Consider the following 19,755-nt stretch of genomic DNA (forward strand, 5'->3'; position numbering starts at 1 on the left):
ATATATTAAGGGGGAAGGTTGCCATTTTAAATCATGCGCCATCCCCCAAAGGGAATATTTACGAAAGAATACCCTTGCCGACTCGCCACACATCCCCCGCACCAAGGGTGACCACGAGATCATCTTTTCCGAGAGAATCTCGAAGCGCCTCTATTGCTTCCTCGATGGTTGGGATATTCACTGCCTGATTGTGGCGATATCGATTCATTAGGGCGACGAGTTCCGCCGACGACACGCCACCTGCCACTTCACGGGCGCTCCCATAAATATCGAGCACGATCACGCGATCTGCTGCGTCAAAGCTCTGTGCAAAATCTTCAAGCAACGCTTTGGTTCTCGAGAAGGTATGCGGATGAAAAACTGCGACAATATTTCGCTCGGGAAAAAGCTCACGAAATGCGGAAAGTGTCGCGCGAATTTCTTCGGGATGATGCGCGTAGTCATCATATACCAAAGCACCCTGATATTCCCCCACGTGCTCAAATCGTCGCGCCGTTCCAAAGAAATGCTCCATGCCTCGACGAATTTCTTCGATATCGAATTTGAGCGCAAGAAGCAGTGTCACAACTGCAGCGGCATTTTGTGCGTTGTGTTTCCCTGCGAGACGAAGTCGAAAACATCCAAGGTCGCGCTCTCCTTCGAAGAGACGGAATTGCTGGTGAAAGGGTCCTTCGCGAAGCGGTTCGTAGTCAACAATACGAATATCATTTTCCGGAAGGAAGCCATACGAACGTTTCTGCGCACGCGAAGATTTCGCGACATCGAGGACAGCTGCGCTGTCCCCCCAAAACACAAGAAAACCATGCGACGGAATACGACGAAGCAGGGCGCGGAACGTCTCAACATAAGACGCCACATCTGGGAAAAAATCAGGATGATCCCAGTCGAGACTCGTCAAAATCACGCTCCAAGGCTCGTAGTGTCGGAACTTATTCTGATATTCATCTGCCTCGAGCACGAAGTACTCTCCTCCCCCGAGAAGCGCATTGCCACCCCAGCTCGCGATAGCGCTCCCGACAAGCGAGAGCGGATCGGCGTGCACCGCCTTGAGTGTCTCGGCAAGCAGCGCGCTCGTGGTCGTCTTCCCATGCGTGCCAGAAACGAGTATCGAGAGACGCTCTCGTGTAAGTTCACCAACTGCTTCCGGATAACTCATCACGTGCATACCCGATGCCTTACTGCGGGCCACAGCAGCTGCAAGTTCCGCATTGCCCTCTGGCGTATACGCCGTCGAATAGATAATGAAATCGGCATCATGAGGGATATTGTCCGGAGAAAACCCCTCGGAAAAACGAATACCACGCCGACGAAGCACTTCATCGGTAAAGAAATGCTCGCTTGTATCAGAGCCACCGACGAGTAAACCGCGCCCAACGAGAATTTCTGCAAGCGCCGCCATACCAGCACCCTTTATGCCAATCATGTGCACTCGTTTCGCATCAGCAAAAGATTTCGGTGTCATAGTAGAGAAGGCAAGAATCAGCTAGGCGCGAGTCATCCACCGTTGAAATATCGCTCGTATCCGATCAAAAATAGTTTGCTGTGTTTCCTTATCGCGGATAAGTGTCACCAGAGACTCGACAATTCTCACTGAAGCGTCTGCGTGATAAAACACTCGAAACGAGGACGCCATTTTTTCTCGAAGTGTGGCATCATCCATAAGCTCCTCTATTTTCCCAGCAAGGAGATTCTCTCCGAGATTATTTTCCTCAAGAACGAGTGCTCCACCCACTCGTGCAATCTCATAAGCATTCATGCGCTGTTCGTCATTGGCAGCCGACGGAAGTGGAATGAGTATTGCCGGCTTCCCGACCGCCGCAATTTCCGAAATCGTGTTGGCGCCTGCTCGCGAGACAACCAGATCGGCAAGAGCGAATGCATCGGAGAGTTCGCCAGTATCAAAGAAAGGCGCCATGTGCAACTTCCCTGCCATATCTCCAAGTGCATGCTCTTCAAGACGCTCGCGCGTTTCGTCGTGATTTGATTGTCCTGTTTGATGAATCACAAAGAATCGCTCAAGGAGACGCGGAAGTATGCGCACTATTGCTCGATTCATCGCCTGTGATCCCAGGCTCCCTCCGAGGATGAGGATCGTTTGTTTCCCTTGCGGACAACCGAAGCGCTCGCGAGCCCGGTCAACATTTCCCAAGAGCAACCCTTCTCGTATCGGATTCCCCGTAATTGCAACTCGTGCCGGTTCGAAGAACTTCGTCGCCGACGGATACGCAACCGCGATGCGATCGGCAAATTTCCCCATGATGCGATTGGCAACGCCGGGCATCGCATCGGAATCCTGTGTGAGAATCGGAATCCGATACACCCATGCCGCAAAGACAACCGGTACAGCCGCATAGGCACCCTTGGAGAAGACGGCATCCGGCATATGCACATACAGATAGTAGAGCGACTGAAAAAAGCCGGCAATATTTCTGAATACATCGCTCGCATTGCGAAGATCGAAATAGCGTCGCCACTTACCGCTCAATATACGAATCGAGGCAATGCCCGCCTCACTGATAATCTTTTTCTCAAGCTCGCCTGCCGGACCAAAATAGAGGAGTTCTGTATTCTCGCCGAGCTGTGCACGAAGTTCTTTGGCGACTGGAATAAGAGGGAAAATATGACCCCCTGTTCCTCCGCCCGCGAGTACGATGCGATATTTTTTGTTCATAGATTGGGACTAGTGTCCTTTTAGTGTAGAATCTTTCCCAATTCGTATCAAGATACCCATCGCTGCCATGAGGAATACTACCGAGGTACCACCATAGCTCACAAAAGGAAGCGGAATGCCCGTAAGCGGAATAAGTGCGGTTGCCGCCGCAATATTGATAAATGCCTGGAAGGTCACCCACGACACAATCCCCGCTGCTGCATAGCGCCCGAAATCATCTGGCGAGTGACGCGCAATGCGCAGCCCCTGCCACGCGATAAACACAAAGAGCGCGATCAAAAGAACTGAAACAAAAAACCCCCATTCTTCAGAGAAAATAGCAAAGATAGAGTCCGTCACCGGCTCAGGAAGATAATTGAATTTTTGTTGGCTATAGCCAAGTCCAAGCCCGAAGAGTCCGCCACTTCCAATAGCGATAAGTGCCTGACTCACCTGGTACCCCGCTCCCTTGGGATCGAAGTCGGGATTCATAAAGACCAAGAAACGCTGAAGCCGATAGGGTGCCACCTTGATGAGTATGGCAAGCATCGCCATGCCAGCAAGAAAAAGCCCGAGGAGATGAGATATTTTTGCCCCCGCAACAAAGTAAACCGAAACCGCAATGAGGAAAATGAGTCCAAATGTCCCCGTGTCCGGTTGTTTCATAATCAGAAAGCCGAGTATCCCCAAAACGACGAGAAACGGTACCAAATCCTCGATAAAGTCTCCCACCATCTTGCGATTTTTGCGTGAAAACCACGCTGCGAGATAAAGCACAAATGAAAATTTCGCCATCTCCGACGGCTGAAAAGAAAATGGCCCGATAGAAAGCCACCGACTCGCGCCATAGACACGATCTCCGATACCGGGAATAAGAACGGCGACGAGCGCAAGAATCGTCACAACAAAAAGCGGAAAGGCGAGCTTGCGCCACAGATGATAGTCGACATACTGAAAGACAAAAAGCGCCAAAAGCCCGACGCTAACGCCAATGAGTTGTCGCTTCAAAAAGAAATAGTCATCACCAAAGCGTGTCTCGCCATAGAAGACGCCTGCACTCGCGATAGTCACCAGCCCAATCACAACGAGTGCGAGCACCGAAAAGAGCAGGCTTCGATTGTGAAACGATAATGATGAAGAAGATGAGGTCGATCGCACAGTATTTGTATATTTGAAAGCAAAGAATAGTCGGTCTTAGAGTCTGTCAAAGAAGTATCAAAAAATCGTACTTCTCGAACTATCTTTCAGAAAAACAGACTTTCTTAACAGGCTCTTATGTTTTCAGTGGACGGATAGCATGTTCCTCACGCCACCGCTCGATGTCGGCATGATTGCCAGAAAGCAATGCTTCCGGCACGCTCCACTCATTGAAACGCTCTGGCTTGGTATACTGCGGATGCTCGATATAGCCTGGTTCGCGATGCGACTCCGTATCAGCACTCGTCTCATTGCCGAGAACACCCGGCACGAGTCGCGCTATCGCATCAATGACGACGAGCGCCGGTAGTTCGCCACCTGTAAGCACAAAGTCGCCGATTGAAAGCTCCTCATCCGCCACATGCTCTGCAACGCGCTCATCGACACCCTCATAGCGCCCGCAGATAAAAACGAGTTGGTCGTAGGTCGACAGTCGCCGCGCATCTTCTTGTCGAAAGGTCTTCCCTTTCGCTGAGAGAAGTATGATGCGACGCGAAGCCGTAGGATTCTCTACTTTCAAAGACTCAACCGCTTTCCAAATTGGCTCCACCTTCATCACCATACCCGCTCCGCCACCATAGGGCGTATCGTCGGTTTTGTGATGCTTATCGGTCGCAAAGTCGCGAATATTGTGCGCCACAATCGAGATATGCCCCGCCGTTTGCGCGCGCTTCAAAATAGACTCGCCCAAATAGGAGTCAAATATCTTCGGAAAAATAGTCAGAATATCGAAACGCATAGTATTCATCATATCACGCCACCCAAACAGAAAAAAGAGCTCGTCTGTGAGTACAAAAAAAGAGAGCACACATGGAATGTGCTCTCAGTGAGTTTTATTTAGTTTTATTGAAGTACTAGTAGCGGCGGCGACACGGATACGGATTGCCGTACCGATCGTATCCGCAGTGGTCATTACGGCGATACCTCCCATATCCATCACGGTATCGATTGTGGTGATACCGCTGGTAGTGAGGAGGAGGCGGACGGCGATAGTGGTAATCCCGATGATTATCATTCGCGCTATCCATTATGACTGCACCGGCAATTGCCCCAACAGCTGCACCGCCGAGTACGCGGTCTCGGTCATCGCAGCCGGCAATGATGAGAATGGAGGCTATCGCGAGAACAGACAATGAGAACTTTGAGAGCTTCATGAAAAACTCCTTCCCTCTTGTGAGGGGATTGGTGGAAAAGGTACTGCAACCTGCCCATACTTTGTATCATAGAAATAAAATTTTGTCTAGAGCCTGACTTTCATGTATTGCCGGCTATTTCTCTCCCCTCGTCGACACTACTCAGGTTTGCACGTTCCAATTTTTCGGATATACCCAAAACAAATATCTCCATGCATAGGCGCACTTCCTACGAGCAGTGCCGTTCGACTCGTTTGAGTTGGAGAGGGTCGTTGATACCGAGGGCTTCGCGAGGGTCTTGTACGGCGAGGGCGACGACGCGCTCACCACCTTCACAAGCAATGCGAACAAGGTCGGTCAGATAGTATTCCCGAGCGACATTGTTACGGGAAAGCTCCCCGATATGCGAGCGGAGCCAGTGTGCGTCGAAGGAATAGTAGCTGGTATTGAGCTCGCGCAAACTACGCTCTTCTTCAGAGGCATCTTTCCATTCAACGATGCTTGCCACATCACCCGCCTCATCTCGTCGTATCCGACCATAGTGCAAAAAGGTCGCATTCTCCCCATCGAAGTCAGGCACCATGACTGTTGCGAGAGCGACGCATGCCTTTTCCCTCATCTGAAACGCCATAAGACGCTCAATAGTCTCGCGGCTAATAAGCGGGTGATCCCCAGGAACAACGACGATGCTCTCACAGTCCTCATCCGAAATCGCCTCCATCGCAGCATGCACGGCATCCCCTGTTCCAAGTGGCTCAACCTGCCTCGCATAGCGATATCCCTCGCCAAGCGCGCGCCGGACATCATCACCTCGGTAGCCAACAACCACCACGGGTCTCGGGAAAATCGGCAGAAGCGCATCGAGGAGCCGTTGAATAATCGACACACCGTTTACTGGGTGTAGCACCTTCGGCATCTCCGACTGCATCCGCGTCCCCTTCCCACCAGCAAGAATAATGAGTTGATTCATGCTCCCATCCTACCCCGATTCTTTGGTTTTATTCAAGAGAGAGCTCATCATAAAAAAATCCCCCAAGAACCGAAGTTCGTGGGGATAGAGATACTAAGCCAGATGTTCGCGAGTCAGTTCCAGCAACCATTTCGATTGCAGCGCTGAATGACACACGCATCGTGTATATAGGGGTCATACTGAAACGATTGGCAGGACTCGAGAACTCGCTCAAGGACCTCGTACTCCCGAGCATCCTTGTCCAAAGGAGTAACGCAACCACTCAGAAACAATGCGATAACCAGTACCGAAAAAAGAGCAACAATGAATATTGGACGGACAGACATGCTATATCTCCTCGGATTTGAGAAACTGCAGCGTAAGGTACTCAACTGACCCTTATAGTATATGCACAATTTTGAATATTTGTCAAGATATACCAAGGAACGTTTGTATTGACATAAATATAATAGATGTGTTTCAATAGGAAATGCACATTAACAACTACTCAAAACACACAAGGTGAAGCCGTGAAGAGGATACGAGGAGTCATTCTGGTAGCAGTTGCCATTCTTGTCCTTTTTTCTGAAACATTTCCCGCTATTGCCTCCGCAAGAGAGGCTCGCCTCGTCTTCGATCCAAATAGGCACACGCTCACATATTTCTCCGCAACGGGAGCTCGCAAAGTCTATCGGGCAACCGGTGGCGCAGACTGGTGCCCAGATATCAAGCGCCCCTGCAAGACACCTGCCGGCACCTATCGCATCGGCATAAAATACGGCCCCAAGTACCGCTCGAAGACCTATCCCCTCGCCTGCTATCAACCCTGCAAAAATGGCGCATGCAAACCGAAGCCGGCTTGCGGAGCAGCAATGCCTCATTTCATGAAATTCGCCGGAAAACGTTTCGGTATTCATGCGGGAACTGTCTCACGAAACAATTCTCACGGGTGCATTCACGTCCCATCCTCGGTCGCTCGTTTTCTCTCAGACACCCTTCCTATCGGGACACTGGTCACCGTGCTCCCCTATATTCACCGATAGGAAAAGATACTATCCATCCTCAACAACAAACGACCCTCCAAACATGGATTCGGGTCGTTTTTTTGCGAGAATATTTAACCAAGATTTAATGACTCTCCAGAACAGTGTGTTCATCAGAATGAGAAGGGGGAGATTGCGCAGAGGGCGATTTCGCACTATTAGCGTCGTTATCTTTCACAGAGGAATCTTCTTTGGAAAAATGCTCTTGAGATTTCCCTTCTTGAGTATCGTCGTCCAGATGTGACGCCGTATCATGACTCGAAAGAGGAGTCTTCTCGTCTGATAGAGATATTTCTTCTGAAGCAGACTCGTCATCACAGACTTCGCCCGGAGAAGATTCTCCTTGATCACCCGCCTTCTCGAGAGAATCTCCACTATCATGAGATTCATTATGTTCCTTGTCTTTCTCTTTATCTCCTCCCTCTTTTTCTGATTCCTCTCGAGACTTTTTCTTTTCTGATATATGAGAAAACGTCTTTCGAAGGACATCACTTCGCCACGTATCATTATTCGGATGAAATGCTCTTGCCTCGAAATCGACTTGCTTCCCCTCTGGAATTTTTATGCACTTTCCATCAAAAAGAGAACCATTTGTGCGCGGATCACCGTCATCCGAAAATTTATAGTAAATATTCGCCGAGGTAAGTGACGAAGAGAGACGAATGCAATTGCGCTTCTCCTCTATGTGAATATCCGGCATCCACTCGCCCGTCCCGATGTTATTAGACCGGAGCTGATCATTATCGCTAAAAGCCGCATTGGTAGAAAATGAAAATGCCAAAGCCGGACTCAAAAATACCGCAACCAGAAACCCAAGCCGTTTCGTCCAGGGAGAGAAAATCGTCGCTGACGGCGCGACATAGACCAATTTGAAATCGGGTACCCGCTTGCGAAACCGCCACACCCGAGGGCGTTGCTTCTGTGCGATGACGCTGTCAATAGTTCGTTTCATAGTCGACGCTTTCTTTTATTTAGATAATGCGACGAGCTTTGCTGGAAGATACTGGAGCAACTTGAACAATTGGCTCTGAAGTTGATTTTGCATGAGGAGATGTCGAGGGAGACTGCAATACGGGAGTCAATTTCTTTTCACGCTTCCGATAGATATACGCCGCGAACTCTCGTCGCAAATTGAGAATCTCATCGAAGACAATAAGAAGCGAGGGCAGGAGAATGAGAAGCACAAATCCAACTGGACGCTTCGCAAATGAAACCGGGTAGCCGAGATACGGCACATGAAAAACAACTTTTCCAAGCACCTGAGACTCTGCAATCACTGAATCCTCAGATTCATTGGCATCACCCTTGGTCTGATAATGAGCCTCCCCCAAATCAACAGTCTCCTTGACAATACGATGCGTAATCGGCGTCCCTCCACCAATTGGCTGCCACGTCACAATATCACCGATGCGGTAGGCCGGCTTCGGATGAATCAAGATAACACTCCCTGTAAGAATCGCCGGTTCCATCGAGCCGGACTGCACAACAAATACCCGATGCGCCCCAAATATCGGCAGAAGCGAACCAACCACCAATATCCCCACACCGACCAAGGCAAAGAGCGTCGTATTGAGCACAATAGAAGCGAGAGACTCGAGAAATTTCATAAGGCGCGTTCAAGTATTTCTCTCGATCACCCCTCGCAAAAGAGAGTGGTGATTCGAGAAATACTCGAGTTAGAAACCTGTATTCAAGTCAGCTGGCCAAGCCGTCGCACCATCTTGCCGAGCCTGCACCTTCACGCTCGCATTGTAGGTCTTGCCCTGATACTTATCCCCCGTAGAAGAATCGAGTTTCACCGTCAGCTGAAATTGTGCCTTTCCACCAGCGGGAACAGTATAATTACTGGCATCAGAAGCATTACCACTATCATAAAAATAGCCCGTAAAGCCTACGCCGTCATAAATCGTCTGCCACCCTCCATTGTAGCGTTCGATCTTTACTACCTTCATAAGAGTATTATCTGGAGCAGAGACACTCCCATCCCATTCGCCAAAAGCAGCTCCTCTCAACTGAACACCAGTTGCGGAATTATTTTGCACATCAAAATTTACCAAAGCCGTTCCATTTGGCAAGATATTCGTCACCGAAAATGTAAACGGGTCAGTCGTATTCTGATTTCTCAAATCAATACTCAGTGTTCCTGTTGCTAAAGTGCCAGGCGCCGAATCCGTCGTACTAAAATACGAATACGTTCCACCTCCAATGATAGCGATTGCTGCTATTAATATGAAAGCACTGCGAAGTATACCAATCATAAATATTTTTGTTATTTTTTAAAACTTCATTTCCCCTCTCTCTGATTTTCCAAAAACACACCTAGTTATCCGTAGGAGCAACCGACTCCGCAACGAAGATTTCATCCCAGGTGCATTCCTGATTTTGTGCACCATTGTCAGCCTCATCATCAAGCTGTGCTCGCTGTTGGACGACTTGTGTCCAGTTGGCTGGCACAGTGGCGAAGGGAGGATTCCCCGTCAATTCCACGCGCTCCACCGATCCAGCAATGTCTGTCAATTTCCCCTCATACACCGTCCGCTCTCGCTCATTGCCGCCAGCATATCCGGTCGTCATGGTGAGATTGGTAAGCGGACATGCCGATCCTTGCAAATTATCAGCGTACATATACAAGCGAACTGGCACGGTGCTCTTATTCCACACAGCACCACGAGCCCATTCGGTGTATTGCCCTGGCACGAGATTGCTCGTCGCAATCGGCTTTGCCATAACGCCCTGACCAGCCTCACCTTTCGCATCGATTTCCACAGTAGCGGTGCTAATCGTGTTTCCATCAATGGAATCAGTTGCTGAAAAGAAAGAGTAGGTCGCGCCACCCGACACCGAAACTGCTGCCAGAATAATCACCAGACTCTTCATGATATTTTTCATAGATCACCACATTCCATTATTCCGATTTAGTATTCAGTCATCCCTCGACCACTCCCCCTTTGAAATGACTTCTTTCCCACATTTGCATGGGAAGGAAGAATGAAGATATCTTCCTCACTCTCACCTTCTCGCACAAAAAGAAAAGCACTGCGCAAACACAGTGCTCTTGTCTCTATGTTGAGAATACATCAACCAAACAGAAGCGACACCGTCGATCCAAGATCGACATGTCCCATAACCCGTTAACAACAACCCTCGCACATCAAGCAACATCATACCGTTTCTTTTCTTTTTCTTTGAAGTCTTCCGATATTCAGTCCGCAGCAATTCTGCAAAACGCTCTCATCTGAAGTCGATTTTACTCTATTGTACCGCGAGCCATCGTCATGTCAAGAAGCGACAAAATCCACACGCTCTTCTGCATCAAAAACAAACCAGCTACAATTATCTCGGTTGGAGATACAAATCACCACAGCAAAAAAATTTACTGTAAATTCACCCCACGAGTAAAATCCAAAACACTCAAAAAAACAGCCCTTCTGCTCAATGAAAAGCAGAAGGGCAACGAAATTCCACGCGCTAGTGGAACACAGAGAACATTTTTTACTCGGCAAACGTATCTTCCAAAGATTCTCGAGGGAAAATTTTCACATACTGACCATCCGAAAGTATCTGAAACACCTTGGTAGGGATGACAACATCGAGATCCAATGGGAATTCCGGAAGCCCTGGTCTGGTAAAGAGGAGGAATGCTCGCGAATATCTCCACATAATATCGCTGTTTGCAAGGATATTCGTCAGGCGACACGGAGACGAGATAAACCGGTCAAGAGTGCTCGCAGCAACACCGTTCAGATTTGCTACCAGTCCCATATCACGAAAGAACCGCGCAAGCACCCTGTCATGGCAAGACAGACTCTGATCATCGATAAAAACAAATACCGATTTTTCATCCCGACTGACACGACGAGAAGGCGACAATGCCGCCGAAACGTACTGAAGGGAAGAATTAACATGCGCACACATTTGATAGTATCCTTTGCCACGGAATTTTCCGTGGCGGTTGTGATTTGCAAAGAACAGACTTGTAGTCATTCGTCAACTCACGAAGAAGTCGCGAAAGTGTATGAGATGACCCTTCTCCCCTCTTGCCTCACGGGGTGATCTGGCGTCAATCCCGTTTTCCCCTGCCTCATCTCGGAGGAGTCGATGAGCATGAAGTCTTCGTCTGAGTTGCCGGTGATTTCTCCGGCAAGCACAAACATTTTCCAGGGGATCGTGATGATGGCTGGATTCCCGAGCACTTCCATGTCAATATCTAGCTTGTCTCGAGGGAGAAAAACCGCCGCCACCTGACAAGACGAGAGGCACTCTCGAGACTGAAGAAACCTCAGGAACATGCCCATGCTCGCCGTATTATTCGTACAGAGATGGAGTCCGCCATCGTCCGGCGAGTCTACTCCCAAGAATCTGGCGATTCGAGGCAAAATATTCGGCTGCAACAAGATACCTTCTTCGATGTAGAGAGCAGCTCGACGGCGTCTCCTACAGCTTCGCACTGACGCTGGTCGCTTCGTTTCAGCTTCGAGTGTCATGGTTTCTTCCCTCCAGCTTCTCATTGGGGAAATTCCCACCGTAGAATACTGTTTTACTATCATATTGTCAAGACCATCTACTGTTCTTTCTCTGACAATAAAAATCTGCCCCACCAAAATGAAATGGCAAGGCAGAAAACGAATCCGCACGCTGGCGGAAAAAAGAAGTGCTACGGTACGCGGTTGTCCTTTTGGGTTATATCGCGGCACCCCACCCATCTGGCTTTGCTAGGCTTTCCCAATCGACGAGATGCGAGTGTTTATCCGTCCTCTTGGCATGATTCGAAGGCAAAGAAGTCGGCTTGGGGTCACTCTCTGCCACTAACCCCGTAGAGGACTCGCAATGAACGAATGCTCTGAAAGAAGAGAGAAATCCGAAAACATCCCATCGAAATGAAGCTCTTCGAAGCGCGTCTCTTTCAGCGGGAAGGAAAAGCATTTTCTCCTTCGAGAAGAAAACAACCGAATACTGCCTCTCCGCATCCTGAGATGCTTGCCCTTCAGCGAAGGCGAGCAGAGCGCTCATGCCAAAATACGACATATCGGCAAGTGTGTCATCATCGGTAAGACAAAGCTCTTTCCTGAGAAATACCTGAGCACGACGAACGGCGGAATCCAGATGCGCGCCACGCCAACCTTCAAAGTACATGTATACCGTCCTTTTGGTCGGCTTGCTTTCCACTACCGCATTCATAGTCAACCTCCTTTCGGTTGATATTTGGGGAAATTCCCATTCACAGGCTATTCCCCACAAAGCATGTTGTCAAGAATATTTGGCAGAAACACCTCACCAAACAAAAAACGCTCGACAAAAAACCACCTGCGAAAAGTGTGCTGGTGGCTAAATTTGAATTCACATTTTGTTGAGTGTAGCTTCGTTCTCTCAGCTACATAAAGAACGCTCTTCTCATTACATCTTGAACACAAATACCTTGTGACGCAACAGGATGACTAGGCTGCCGATACGCGGCAACCGGAAACACCTGCTGATAATTCCGCTTCGAATACAAATGAAACGCCTTAATCGGAATAGTCGGGTGGAGCACGGGGAACGGATTTGGTGGAGGGTTGGGAAAGAACAGACAGAAAACAAGGGAATAATCTCCGGCACATTCTCGCAAATGCCTTTTCAGAGATTCAATACCTCTCCCAGAGGCAAAGTCAAAATAAACAACATCGCGAGTATATGGAATACCATCTTTCAGTACCACCAACCCTTCTCGCACAAGGAACGGGCGAAGCCAAAGATTCTCCCACGGTACCGGGGAGTACACTACGCCTCCGAAATCGCATAGCAATATCGGCTTCGCATCAATAGACAGATACGAGAGATCCCTATATGACAAATTGTTCATGCAACACCTCCACTTTGCACAGAAGAACTCATCGTACCGATACCGGTACGGACGATACCGCCCAACTCTATGCCTGAAGCCGCTGAGAGTCAATACCGAAAAAGAAAACAGGAGCAACTTCAACAATGATGAAAGTTGCTCCTACTTATTTGTGTTATCGAAATCTGCCCATCCGATCAAGCATGTCGATGCATGTTCAATCGAATCCGAATCGGTTCCCAGCACCAATAATTCCCGCCTTCTCGTCGAGTCCACGAGGCGGAAACCACGGAAAACCTCCATCGCCCATTTAGAAGTCGCTCATTCGTCATGACAGCCCAGGGGAGATTCGAATTTCCCAGCATTCCAAACTTCTCGTGACTATAGACTGGCCGAGGAACAAGGACAATAATGCAGCATGGCTCCGCACCAAACCTTCTTAGGAAAGCCTCCCGCTCAAAAATGCCTGTCAAGTCATTGGCCTCTAGAGGATAGAAACTCAGTGATGAAGATAAATCCACTCCTGTAGACAGAGTGGCATCGCCACACACTTCCCCGATATTCGCTCTGGCAAACCGTGTCAATGCAATGGCAATACGCCAAGAAACCGGGCGACTCTCCCACTTCCAAAGGGCAACCAGCACTCGCATAATCCTATGATTAGGACTGCCTAACGACGACAACATAATCATCCCCTCAAGAAATTTCTGGAGCGAAGGGACTGAAACAACTTCGTACGAATGTCCTCCGCGTACCACGAAAACAATTTTAACACCCCAAGAGACATTGACCAGAGATTTCCATATCGACATCCTCGAATCGTATTCAGGCACTTTCCTTGTGAAATGAAATTCAGGAGATTCTCCAGCAAAAGCGCATGATGCGCCTGAGCGACAATGTAGACCATCGTCTTTTCGACACATTCGTATCGTTGCATATATCTCCAAAGCGCGCGAACACTTGCCGCGTCACAAGTTAAGAAGGAATTATCAATGTGGATACAGCTCTCGGGCACCTGTTCATGCAGAAGCCATTGCTTCATAAGATCGCAGACCAATACGGATTCCCCTTGACCATTACGACGCCCACCTCCAGACAGAAAAACAGAAAACCCCTTCAAATCCCGTATGCACTGAGGACGAGTACATTCCCAATAGACTGCAACCACCTCCTCAAGCCGCTTCAGCAAATCCTTACAGAGTGTACCGTCATCAAGAACTTCTGGATTGCCACATAGGGATCCATTGCTCCCGGACACAAAAACGACAACTCGATTGACATAAGACATGTTTAAATCTCCCAAAGTTTTGCATTTTTAAGAAAACTCCCCTCCTCACAACTTCTCGTCAGAGAGTACTGTCAAATCAAGGAAGGTGCCACTATAAAACTACATCATTTCATACATTTTGTCAATAGTGACAAACAAAAAGCTTGGATACACGCTGATTATCCAAGCTTTACTAAAAGAGCACAATGGGAACTCTCCACACTCTTCCATGCCCAGTTAATTAGAAGGCGACAGGAAGATGATTCTTATCACGCAGCATCTCGCCTCTTCTGGAAATATGAAATTTCAACTCTCGCGCTGGCATCAAAGAGTGGTAATGAGGAGCAGGGCATGTCACCGATTCAGGATGATTGACATCCTGAGTGCATCTCCGTTGCAGAGAGCATCCCGAGCAAAGACCAATCTGCGCGATATATTGAGGAACGCACACTGCCCACGCTGAGGAAATTTCCATATCGCGCAAGCTAGATGCTATGGCCGACGATGTCTCCCTCGACGTATCTTTCGGAAGGATGAGGAGAAGAATTCCGTTTGGCGATTGTCCTTTGACAATCTGGTAGAATATACTGCCTGCCACGTAGTCCTTATAGTAGTCTATACGAAAATCTACGGTATCTGTCTCCACTCCAGATATGGCAAGCCTTGATGTGTGAATGTACTGAGACAAACGCCTTATTTCATTATCACTCACAGATTCCCCAACTCTCTTATTTCCTTCTTTAAGCAAGTACACTGTCACCAGCACTTGTTCCCGATGATACCTTGCATTTCCCGCACTTTGTTCTGCACGAATAGGAGTCATTATGTCACCTCTGTGATGTGAAGTTTCAATGTAGCAAAAAAGCAAATGGGCACTATATAGACCACATTGATTATTGTTAAAGAAGATTTCCTTGCGTTTCATTTCAATACTAATTCATTAGTAGTTGAATGCGCGCAAATGACACTCGCATAGTACACTGTCGTGTATAATTTGTCAATATTTATAAACTTTTTCTAGAAGAATACGATATTTTGAAAAAAATCATTAAAGTATCCGCAAGAGTACGCTATACTGGAGATGCATTTCTTCCTCTTCTTTCATGCATCACTCGTCTCACGCTATGAAACCATGCTTCCCAGAAAGCGACTACACGCTCTCAAATGATTCTTTTGAATCGCACCTCAATGCAATCGGCAATGGGTACCTCAAGGCACGGGGATGTTTCCTGACAAGTTACCGCCCTTCTTCGGATGACGGGCTCTTCTTCTTTATTCGCGACACAGATTCGGAACAGCGCTGGTCAGCAACGCCAGCGCCCGTCTTCACTCGCCCTGAGGCATTTCGGATGGATATCAGCAAACGATCGGCACATATCGAGCGAAGCGACAACTCAATAGACACAGCACTTGACATCCTCGTGCCCGAAACCGGCGACTTCGAGCTTCGGCGACTCACCCTGACCAATCGTAGCGATACTGTTCGTCGACTCGAAGTGACCAGCTCAGTCGATATCATTCTCCTCTTCGACCGTTTACGCGACTCTCTGCATCAAACATTTAGCAATATGTTTATCGGTGCAGAATTTTCTCGAGAGTGGACTGCCCTCCTTTATCACCGCCGATTCTTCGATGACCCCCAGCACTTTCCCTTCTTCATGCACCGGATATTTCTCGACAGACCAGGCGAATTTCTCGGCTTCGAAACAGATCGAGAAGCCTTCATCGGGCGCGGACAACCTTTCGGACGCCCACTTGCACTCGATCGCCCACTCAAAAACACTGCTGGCTATATCCTCGACCCACTTGCCAATCTCCGCGCCGCAATTACCCTCGAACCAGGAAAAAGCTCCTCGATTTTCTTTTCAAACTCCGCTCATTTCTCTCCCGAACAACCAGCGAGCTTGGCAAATAGATTTCCAGATATCGACTCAGTTCAAGCATTTTTCCTCTCTGAGTTCGAACAAGACAATGTTTCTCGAAAAGAAATCCCCTGCAATAGCGATATCGTAGCCCCAGTCACGAAAATCATTACACCTCCAGCACCTCTTTCCCCCTTTGATACGAATGCGCTCCTCTTTTGGAATGGATTTGGCGGATTTGATCCAGAAACACACGACTACCGAATGCGTATCTGCCCAGAAAAGCTCCCGCCACAGCCCTGGGCAAATTTCCTTGCCAATCCCGACTTCGGCATGATGACCACCGAAAACGCCCTCGGCACAACGTGGTTCAAGGACAGTAAACACGGACGACTCACTCCTTGGAACAATAATCCAGTAAGTGATCCGCCGGCGGAAATTCTCTTCGTTCGCCAGACAGACTCTCGCGAAACATGGTCACTCACACCCGCTCCACTTCCTGCTTCATCCGAATATCATGTGACACACGGGAGAGGGTTCACCAAATATGAAGGCGGGCGTGGCAAGCTTCGACACACACTCACCGCTTCGGTACACCCCACACTCGCCCTCAAGTATCTTGCTGTTGAGTTTGAAAATCGCGAAGCGAAGCCGACTGATTTTGACCTCATATTCTTCATGGATACTCCGACAGAAGCATTTTCCGAAACCGTACCCCGCCAATACTCGCCACGTTTTCTTTCGGAAGAAAATGCCTTCCTTCTTGATCCATCCACATTTGTCCCATTTCCAGACAAAGAATCCATCCCCTTCTTTGCTGCTATCACTGCCGACAGGCCTCTTCAACTCATTACATGCAGCAAAGAGCAATTCTTTGGCATTTCCGGATCACTCTCCGCACCAAAAAACATTTCCGAAATAGATGAGAAAATTAACCCGAAATCCGCAGCTGATACCTGCATCGTCGTGCAAGTGCACTTCTCACTCGGTCCCCATGAAAAGCAGTGCACTACCATTGCCGTCTGTGCCGGAACAACTGAACAAGACGTGCGAGAACTCCTCCTAGTAGCAAGGAAGGAAATAGAACACCAGCAACCATTTTCACTCGAGAGCGTTCGCCATTACTGGAAACGCGACGATACACTCCCAACACTTTCGACACCGGATGACTCACTCAATATACTTTTTAATACCTGGCTCCCCTATCAGGCACTCGTGTCGCGCCTCTGGGCAAAAATGGGTTTTTACCAACCCGGAGGCGCCTTTGGGTTTCGCGACCAACTGCAAGATGCGCTCGCTCTCTGGTATATCGATCCAGCATTAACCAAGCAACACATCCTCAAATCAGCCGCTCAACAATTCGAAGACGGCAATGTCCGCGCGTGGTGGTCTCCAAACTCGGGCTATGGTGTCAAGAACGCTACATCGGATCATCCACTCTGGCTCGCCTGGGTGACCGCAGAATACATCCGCCTCTCTGGAGAAACAGATTTCCTCAATGAGGAAACTTGCTTTCTCTCAGATGACCACGATGCAGAAACACAATTTGACGTCAAACGACACAAACCATCTCTCGTCTCCGCATCACTCCTCGAACACTGTCTGAAATCTATCGAATATGTCTCTGTGTTTGGCGTGCACGGACTTCCTCTTATACGAGGTGGCGACTGGAATGATGGCTTCAACCGCATCGGAAACGAAGGGGAAGGCGAAAGCGTCTGGCTCGGTTTCTTCCTCTTCTCTGTACTCGAGATGTTCATTGCAATACTCTCCGCACGAGGTGACAGCGATCGAGTCGCCATCTACCACAAACGAGCAATCACGCTCAAGAAAAATCTCAACACTCACGGCTGGGGTGGACACTGGTTCCTTCGCGCCTTTTACGATGATGGGACTCCACTGGGTGCGGAGAGCAATCACGAGTGTCGCATTGATGCTATCGCACAGAGTTGGTCTGTCATCTCTGATGCCGGAGAACACGAGAAATCAAAAGAAGCCATGGAAAATCTCTTGCACTTCCTCTACGATCCGGAATCAAAAATCCTCAGACTCCTTGATCCCCCGTTCAACGATCTCTCCAAGAAAAATCCCGGCTATATCAAAGACTACCCGCCTGGTATTCGCGAAAACGGCTCGCAGTACAATCATGCGGTATTTTGGGCAGCAGAAGCATTCGCCAAACTCGGCAACGCCGATCGTGTATACAATCTCCTTGAATGCGCCAATCCGATTCACCGATCAGACTCAGAAAATGCTGCGCGCCTCTATGAAGTGGAGCCCTATGTCGTCGCCGCGGATATCTATTCCGCTGAGCATCGCGGTAAGGGCGGTTGGACATGGTATACTGCCTCTGCAGGACTAATGTATCGGACAATTATCGAGGCGCTCCTCGGCATTCATTTCAATGGAAATACTGTTTCCATGCGTCCCTGCCTACCCAAAACATGGACGCAGTGTTCAATCACGATTCCACGAGCATCCGGTTGCTACACTTTCACATTCACTGCCCGAGAGAATCACGCCAATGTTGTGCGAAGTATCACGCAAGACGGCGTGCCCCTCGATCATTCCCAATCGCACCACGCACTTCCAACTGACGGACAAGACCACCGATTCGACCTCTTCCTCGAATAAGACGCTATGTCTGAAATAAGCCCCCAGCTTCAACAAGAGAAAAACAGAAATCCAATCGATACTGACGCTGTCTGGATTGTCATTCCTGCGTACAATGAAGCGACTGTCATTGCGTCTGTTATCAAAGAAATCCGCCAAGCCGGATATGAAAATATCCTCGTCGTAGATGATGGAAGTACCGACCATACCTTCGATGTCGCCCGAAGTACCGGCATCGTCACTCTCCAGCACCGACTCAATCGCGGAAAAGGTGCCGCAACGAAAACCGGTATTGAAGCAGCAAAGTTGCTCGGTGCACATATCGTCGTCACTATGGATGGCGACGGCCAACACAATCCAGGAGACATCCACACCCTCATCGAACCCATCCGCAAGAGAAAAGCCGATGTCGTACTCGGTACTCGACTCAAACACCCCGAAGGCATGCCCTGGTATAAGCAAGTGCACAACACTATCGGCAATGCAATTGTCTGGTATCTCTACGGTCTCTGGGTATCCGACAGCCAATCCGGCTTCCGAGCCTATTCACGCCGCGCCATAGACCGAATCGACACACGGACGGATCGCTACGAATACGACAGCGAAGTCATCCGAGAAATAAAACGCCACAAACTTTCCTACAAAGAGGTCTCTATCGAAGTTCGCTACACCGAATACTCCATGGGGAAATTCCACAAACAAAGCCTTGCAAACGGCATAAAGACCGTCTTCCGTATGCTCTTTCATATGATAAAATAGTCTCTATGACAGTATTCTCCCTCCACTTCTATCAAGCTGCTATCTTTGCGCTTTCAGCCTTCATGGTTTGGCAAGGTGGCAAACAATATTTTCGTCGTGAAGGAGGACAAACACTCTTCAAATTCTCTGTGCGCGTCATCGTTTGGGGCGGTATGTCTGCCATTGCTGTCTTCCCAAAACTCAGCAATGACCTCGCACAGTTCATTGGCATCGAGGGCAATATAAATGCCGTTATCATGGTCGGCTTTGTCCTTGTCTTCCTTATGATCTTCAAACTCCTCTCCGCAATAGAAACCCTCGAACGACAAATAACCATTCTGACACGAAAAGATGCCCTTACCGAAATTAACCTTGAGAAGGACTAGCAACAATATTTTATGCGATGGTTACTAAGAGTAAATATCATTATCTTCATTCTTGTTGCCGGAGTAGCCATGCTTCCAGTAATAATGGAAGGAATGCTC

At 48.7% G+C, this 19,755-nt stretch carries 21 protein-coding genes; 4 read left to right on the forward strand and 17 right to left on the reverse strand.

What is annotated here, in order from left to right; translation table 11 throughout:
• Positions 1-58: 58 nt before the first annotated feature.
• The 6 genes from murC to IPJ67_02110 all read right to left on the reverse strand — a co-directional run bounded on the left by murC (position 59) and on the right by IPJ67_02110 (position 5,950).
• Positions 59-1,462, reverse strand: a complete 1,404-nt coding sequence (murC, locus tag IPJ67_02085) for a UDP-N-acetylmuramate--L-alanine ligase (GenBank protein QQR77910.1) — start codon at positions 1,460-1,462, stop codon at positions 59-61.
• A gap of 21 nt (positions 1,463-1,483) precedes the next feature.
• On the reverse strand, positions 1,484-2,671 hold the full coding sequence (gene murG, locus IPJ67_02090) for an undecaprenyldiphospho-muramoylpentapeptide beta-N-acetylglucosaminyltransferase (protein QQR77911.1): 1,188 nt from the start codon (positions 2,669-2,671) through the stop codon (positions 1,484-1,486).
• A gap of 9 nt (positions 2,672-2,680) precedes the next feature.
• Positions 2,681-3,808 carry a putative lipid II flippase FtsW gene (gene ftsW, locus IPJ67_02095; protein ID QQR77912.1) on the reverse strand — a complete coding sequence of 376 codons (1,128 nt, stop codon included), beginning with the start codon at positions 3,806-3,808 and terminating at the stop codon, positions 2,681-2,683.
• Between the two features lie 115 nt (positions 3,809-3,923).
• Positions 3,924-4,598, reverse strand: a complete 675-nt coding sequence (trmD, locus tag IPJ67_02100) for a tRNA (guanosine(37)-N1)-methyltransferase TrmD (GenBank protein QQR77913.1) — start codon at positions 4,596-4,598, stop codon at positions 3,924-3,926.
• A gap of 103 nt (positions 4,599-4,701) precedes the next feature.
• A complete protein-coding gene (locus IPJ67_02105; protein QQR77914.1) occupies positions 4,702-5,001 on the reverse strand; it encodes a hypothetical protein in 300 nt (99 codons plus the stop codon).
• Between the two features lie 208 nt (positions 5,002-5,209).
• A complete protein-coding gene (locus IPJ67_02110; GenBank protein ID QQR77915.1) occupies positions 5,210-5,950 on the reverse strand; it encodes an NTP transferase domain-containing protein in 741 nt (246 codons plus the stop codon).
• 509 nt (positions 5,951-6,459) lie between these two features.
• Here IPJ67_02110 and IPJ67_02115 point away from each other — a divergent pair.
• Positions 6,460-6,972, forward strand: a complete 513-nt coding sequence (locus IPJ67_02115; protein QQR77916.1) for a L,D-transpeptidase — start codon at positions 6,460-6,462, stop codon at positions 6,970-6,972.
• A gap of 85 nt (positions 6,973-7,057) precedes the next feature.
• Here the strand turns inward: IPJ67_02115 and IPJ67_02120 are convergent, their stop codons facing one another.
• The 11 genes from IPJ67_02120 to IPJ67_02170 form a co-directional block, all read right to left on the reverse strand.
• Positions 7,058-7,924: a hypothetical protein gene (locus IPJ67_02120; GenBank protein ID QQR77917.1), complete on the reverse strand. Its 867-nt coding sequence runs from the start codon at positions 7,922-7,924 to the stop codon at positions 7,058-7,060.
• A gap of 19 nt (positions 7,925-7,943) precedes the next feature.
• Complete coding sequence (locus tag IPJ67_02125; protein ID QQR77918.1) at positions 7,944-8,579, reverse strand: signal peptidase I; 636 nt, start codon at positions 8,577-8,579, stop codon at positions 7,944-7,946.
• A gap of 69 nt (positions 8,580-8,648) precedes the next feature.
• Positions 8,649-9,230 carry a hypothetical protein gene (locus IPJ67_02130; GenBank protein QQR77919.1) on the reverse strand — a complete coding sequence of 194 codons (582 nt, stop codon included), beginning with the start codon at positions 9,228-9,230 and terminating at the stop codon, positions 8,649-8,651.
• Between the two features lie 61 nt (positions 9,231-9,291).
• Positions 9,292-9,861 carry a hypothetical protein gene (locus tag IPJ67_02135; GenBank protein QQR77920.1) on the reverse strand — a complete coding sequence of 190 codons (570 nt, stop codon included), beginning with the start codon at positions 9,859-9,861 and terminating at the stop codon, positions 9,292-9,294.
• 603 nt (positions 9,862-10,464) lie between these two features.
• Positions 10,465-10,956 carry a hypothetical protein gene (locus IPJ67_02140; protein QQR77921.1) on the reverse strand — a complete coding sequence of 164 codons (492 nt, stop codon included), beginning with the start codon at positions 10,954-10,956 and terminating at the stop codon, positions 10,465-10,467.
• 8 nt (positions 10,957-10,964) lie between these two features.
• On the reverse strand, positions 10,965-11,456 hold the full coding sequence (locus tag IPJ67_02145; protein ID QQR77922.1) for a hypothetical protein: 492 nt from the start codon (positions 11,454-11,456) through the stop codon (positions 10,965-10,967).
• A 196-nt stretch (positions 11,457-11,652) separates the two neighbouring features.
• A complete protein-coding gene (locus IPJ67_02150) occupies positions 11,653-12,150 on the reverse strand; it encodes a hypothetical protein (protein ID QQR77923.1) in 498 nt (165 codons plus the stop codon).
• Positions 12,151-12,343: 193 nt separating this feature from the next.
• Positions 12,344-12,811: a hypothetical protein gene (locus IPJ67_02155; protein ID QQR77924.1), complete on the reverse strand. Its 468-nt coding sequence runs from the start codon at positions 12,809-12,811 to the stop codon at positions 12,344-12,346.
• 176 nt (positions 12,812-12,987) lie between these two features.
• Positions 12,988-13,440: a hypothetical protein gene (locus IPJ67_02160; GenBank protein QQR77925.1), complete on the reverse strand. Its 453-nt coding sequence runs from the start codon at positions 13,438-13,440 to the stop codon at positions 12,988-12,990.
• A 38-nt stretch (positions 13,441-13,478) separates the two neighbouring features.
• Positions 13,479-14,078, reverse strand: coding sequence for a hypothetical protein (locus tag IPJ67_02165; GenBank protein ID QQR77926.1), 600 nt, complete (start codon positions 14,076-14,078; stop codon positions 13,479-13,481).
• A 220-nt stretch (positions 14,079-14,298) separates the two neighbouring features.
• Positions 14,299-14,880, reverse strand: a complete 582-nt coding sequence (locus tag IPJ67_02170; protein ID QQR77927.1) for a hypothetical protein — start codon at positions 14,878-14,880, stop codon at positions 14,299-14,301.
• Positions 14,881-15,181: 301 nt separating this feature from the next.
• Here IPJ67_02170 and IPJ67_02175 point away from each other — a divergent pair, with 301 nt between their 5' ends.
• From IPJ67_02175 to IPJ67_02185, 3 genes are read left to right on the forward strand one after another with little or no spacing between them, the layout of a single operon-like run.
• Positions 15,182-18,553 (forward strand): hypothetical protein, encoded by a 3,372-nt coding sequence (locus IPJ67_02175; GenBank protein QQR77928.1) that lies wholly within the window; start codon positions 15,182-15,184, stop codon positions 18,551-18,553.
• 6 nt (positions 18,554-18,559) lie between these two features.
• A complete protein-coding gene (locus IPJ67_02180; GenBank protein ID QQR77929.1) occupies positions 18,560-19,291 on the forward strand; it encodes a glycosyltransferase family 2 protein in 732 nt (243 codons plus the stop codon).
• A gap of 5 nt (positions 19,292-19,296) precedes the next feature.
• Entirely contained in the window at positions 19,297-19,656 is a 360-nt protein-coding gene (locus IPJ67_02185) for a DUF2304 domain-containing protein (GenBank protein ID QQR77930.1), read from the forward strand.
• Positions 19,657-19,755 lie beyond the last annotated feature (99 nt).

Source organism: Candidatus Moraniibacteriota bacterium (assembly GCA_016699385.1).
Taxonomy (GTDB): Bacteria; Patescibacteriota; Minisyncoccia; order Moranbacterales; family UBA1568.

What these genes read in the sequence shown, in the direction of transcription:
- murC (QQR77910.1), bottom strand. Translation starts at nt 1,462, where the DNA reads ATGACACCGAAATCTTTTGCTGATGCGAAACGAGTGCACATGATTGGC.
- murG (QQR77911.1), bottom strand. Translation starts at nt 2,671, where the DNA reads ATGAACAAAAAATATCGCATCGTACTCGCGGGCGGAGGAACAGGGGGT.
- trmD (QQR77913.1), bottom strand. Translation starts at nt 4,598, where the DNA reads ATGATGAATACTATGCGTTTCGATATTCTGACTATTTTTCCGAAGATA.
- IPJ67_02105 (QQR77914.1), bottom strand. Translation starts at nt 5,001, where the DNA reads ATGAAGCTCTCAAAGTTCTCATTGTCTGTTCTCGCGATAGCCTCCATT.
- IPJ67_02110 (QQR77915.1), bottom strand. Translation starts at nt 5,950, where the DNA reads ATGAATCAACTCATTATTCTTGCTGGTGGGAAGGGGACGCGGATGCAG.
- IPJ67_02120 (QQR77917.1), bottom strand. Translation starts at nt 7,924, where the DNA reads ATGAAACGAACTATTGACAGCGTCATCGCACAGAAGCAACGCCCTCGG.
- IPJ67_02125 (QQR77918.1), bottom strand. Translation starts at nt 8,579, where the DNA reads ATGAAATTTCTCGAGTCTCTCGCTTCTATTGTGCTCAATACGACGCTC.
- IPJ67_02130 (QQR77919.1), bottom strand. Translation starts at nt 9,230, where the DNA reads ATGATTGGTATACTTCGCAGTGCTTTCATATTAATAGCAGCAATCGCT.
- IPJ67_02135 (QQR77920.1), bottom strand. Translation starts at nt 9,861, where the DNA reads ATGAAAAATATCATGAAGAGTCTGGTGATTATTCTGGCAGCAGTTTCG.
- IPJ67_02140 (QQR77921.1), bottom strand. Translation starts at nt 10,956, where the DNA reads ATGACTACAAGTCTGTTCTTTGCAAATCACAACCGCCACGGAAAATTC.
- IPJ67_02145 (QQR77922.1), bottom strand. Translation starts at nt 11,456, where the DNA reads ATGACACTCGAAGCTGAAACGAAGCGACCAGCGTCAGTGCGAAGCTGT.
- IPJ67_02150 (QQR77923.1), bottom strand. Translation starts at nt 12,150, where the DNA reads ATGAATGCGGTAGTGGAAAGCAAGCCGACCAAAAGGACGGTATACATG.
- IPJ67_02155 (QQR77924.1), bottom strand. Translation starts at nt 12,811, where the DNA reads ATGAACAATTTGTCATATAGGGATCTCTCGTATCTGTCTATTGATGCG.
- IPJ67_02160 (QQR77925.1), bottom strand. Translation starts at nt 13,440, where the DNA reads ATGCGAGTGCTGGTTGCCCTTTGGAAGTGGGAGAGTCGCCCGGTTTCT.
- IPJ67_02165 (QQR77926.1), bottom strand. Translation starts at nt 14,078, where the DNA reads ATGTCTTATGTCAATCGAGTTGTCGTTTTTGTGTCCGGGAGCAATGGA.
- IPJ67_02170 (QQR77927.1), bottom strand. Translation starts at nt 14,880, where the DNA reads ATGACTCCTATTCGTGCAGAACAAAGTGCGGGAAATGCAAGGTATCAT.
- IPJ67_02175 (QQR77928.1), top strand. Translation starts at nt 15,182, where the DNA reads ATGAAACCATGCTTCCCAGAAAGCGACTACACGCTCTCAAATGATTCT.
- IPJ67_02180 (QQR77929.1), top strand. Translation starts at nt 18,560, where the DNA reads ATGTCTGAAATAAGCCCCCAGCTTCAACAAGAGAAAAACAGAAATCCA.
- IPJ67_02185 (QQR77930.1), top strand. Translation starts at nt 19,297, where the DNA reads ATGACAGTATTCTCCCTCCACTTCTATCAAGCTGCTATCTTTGCGCTT.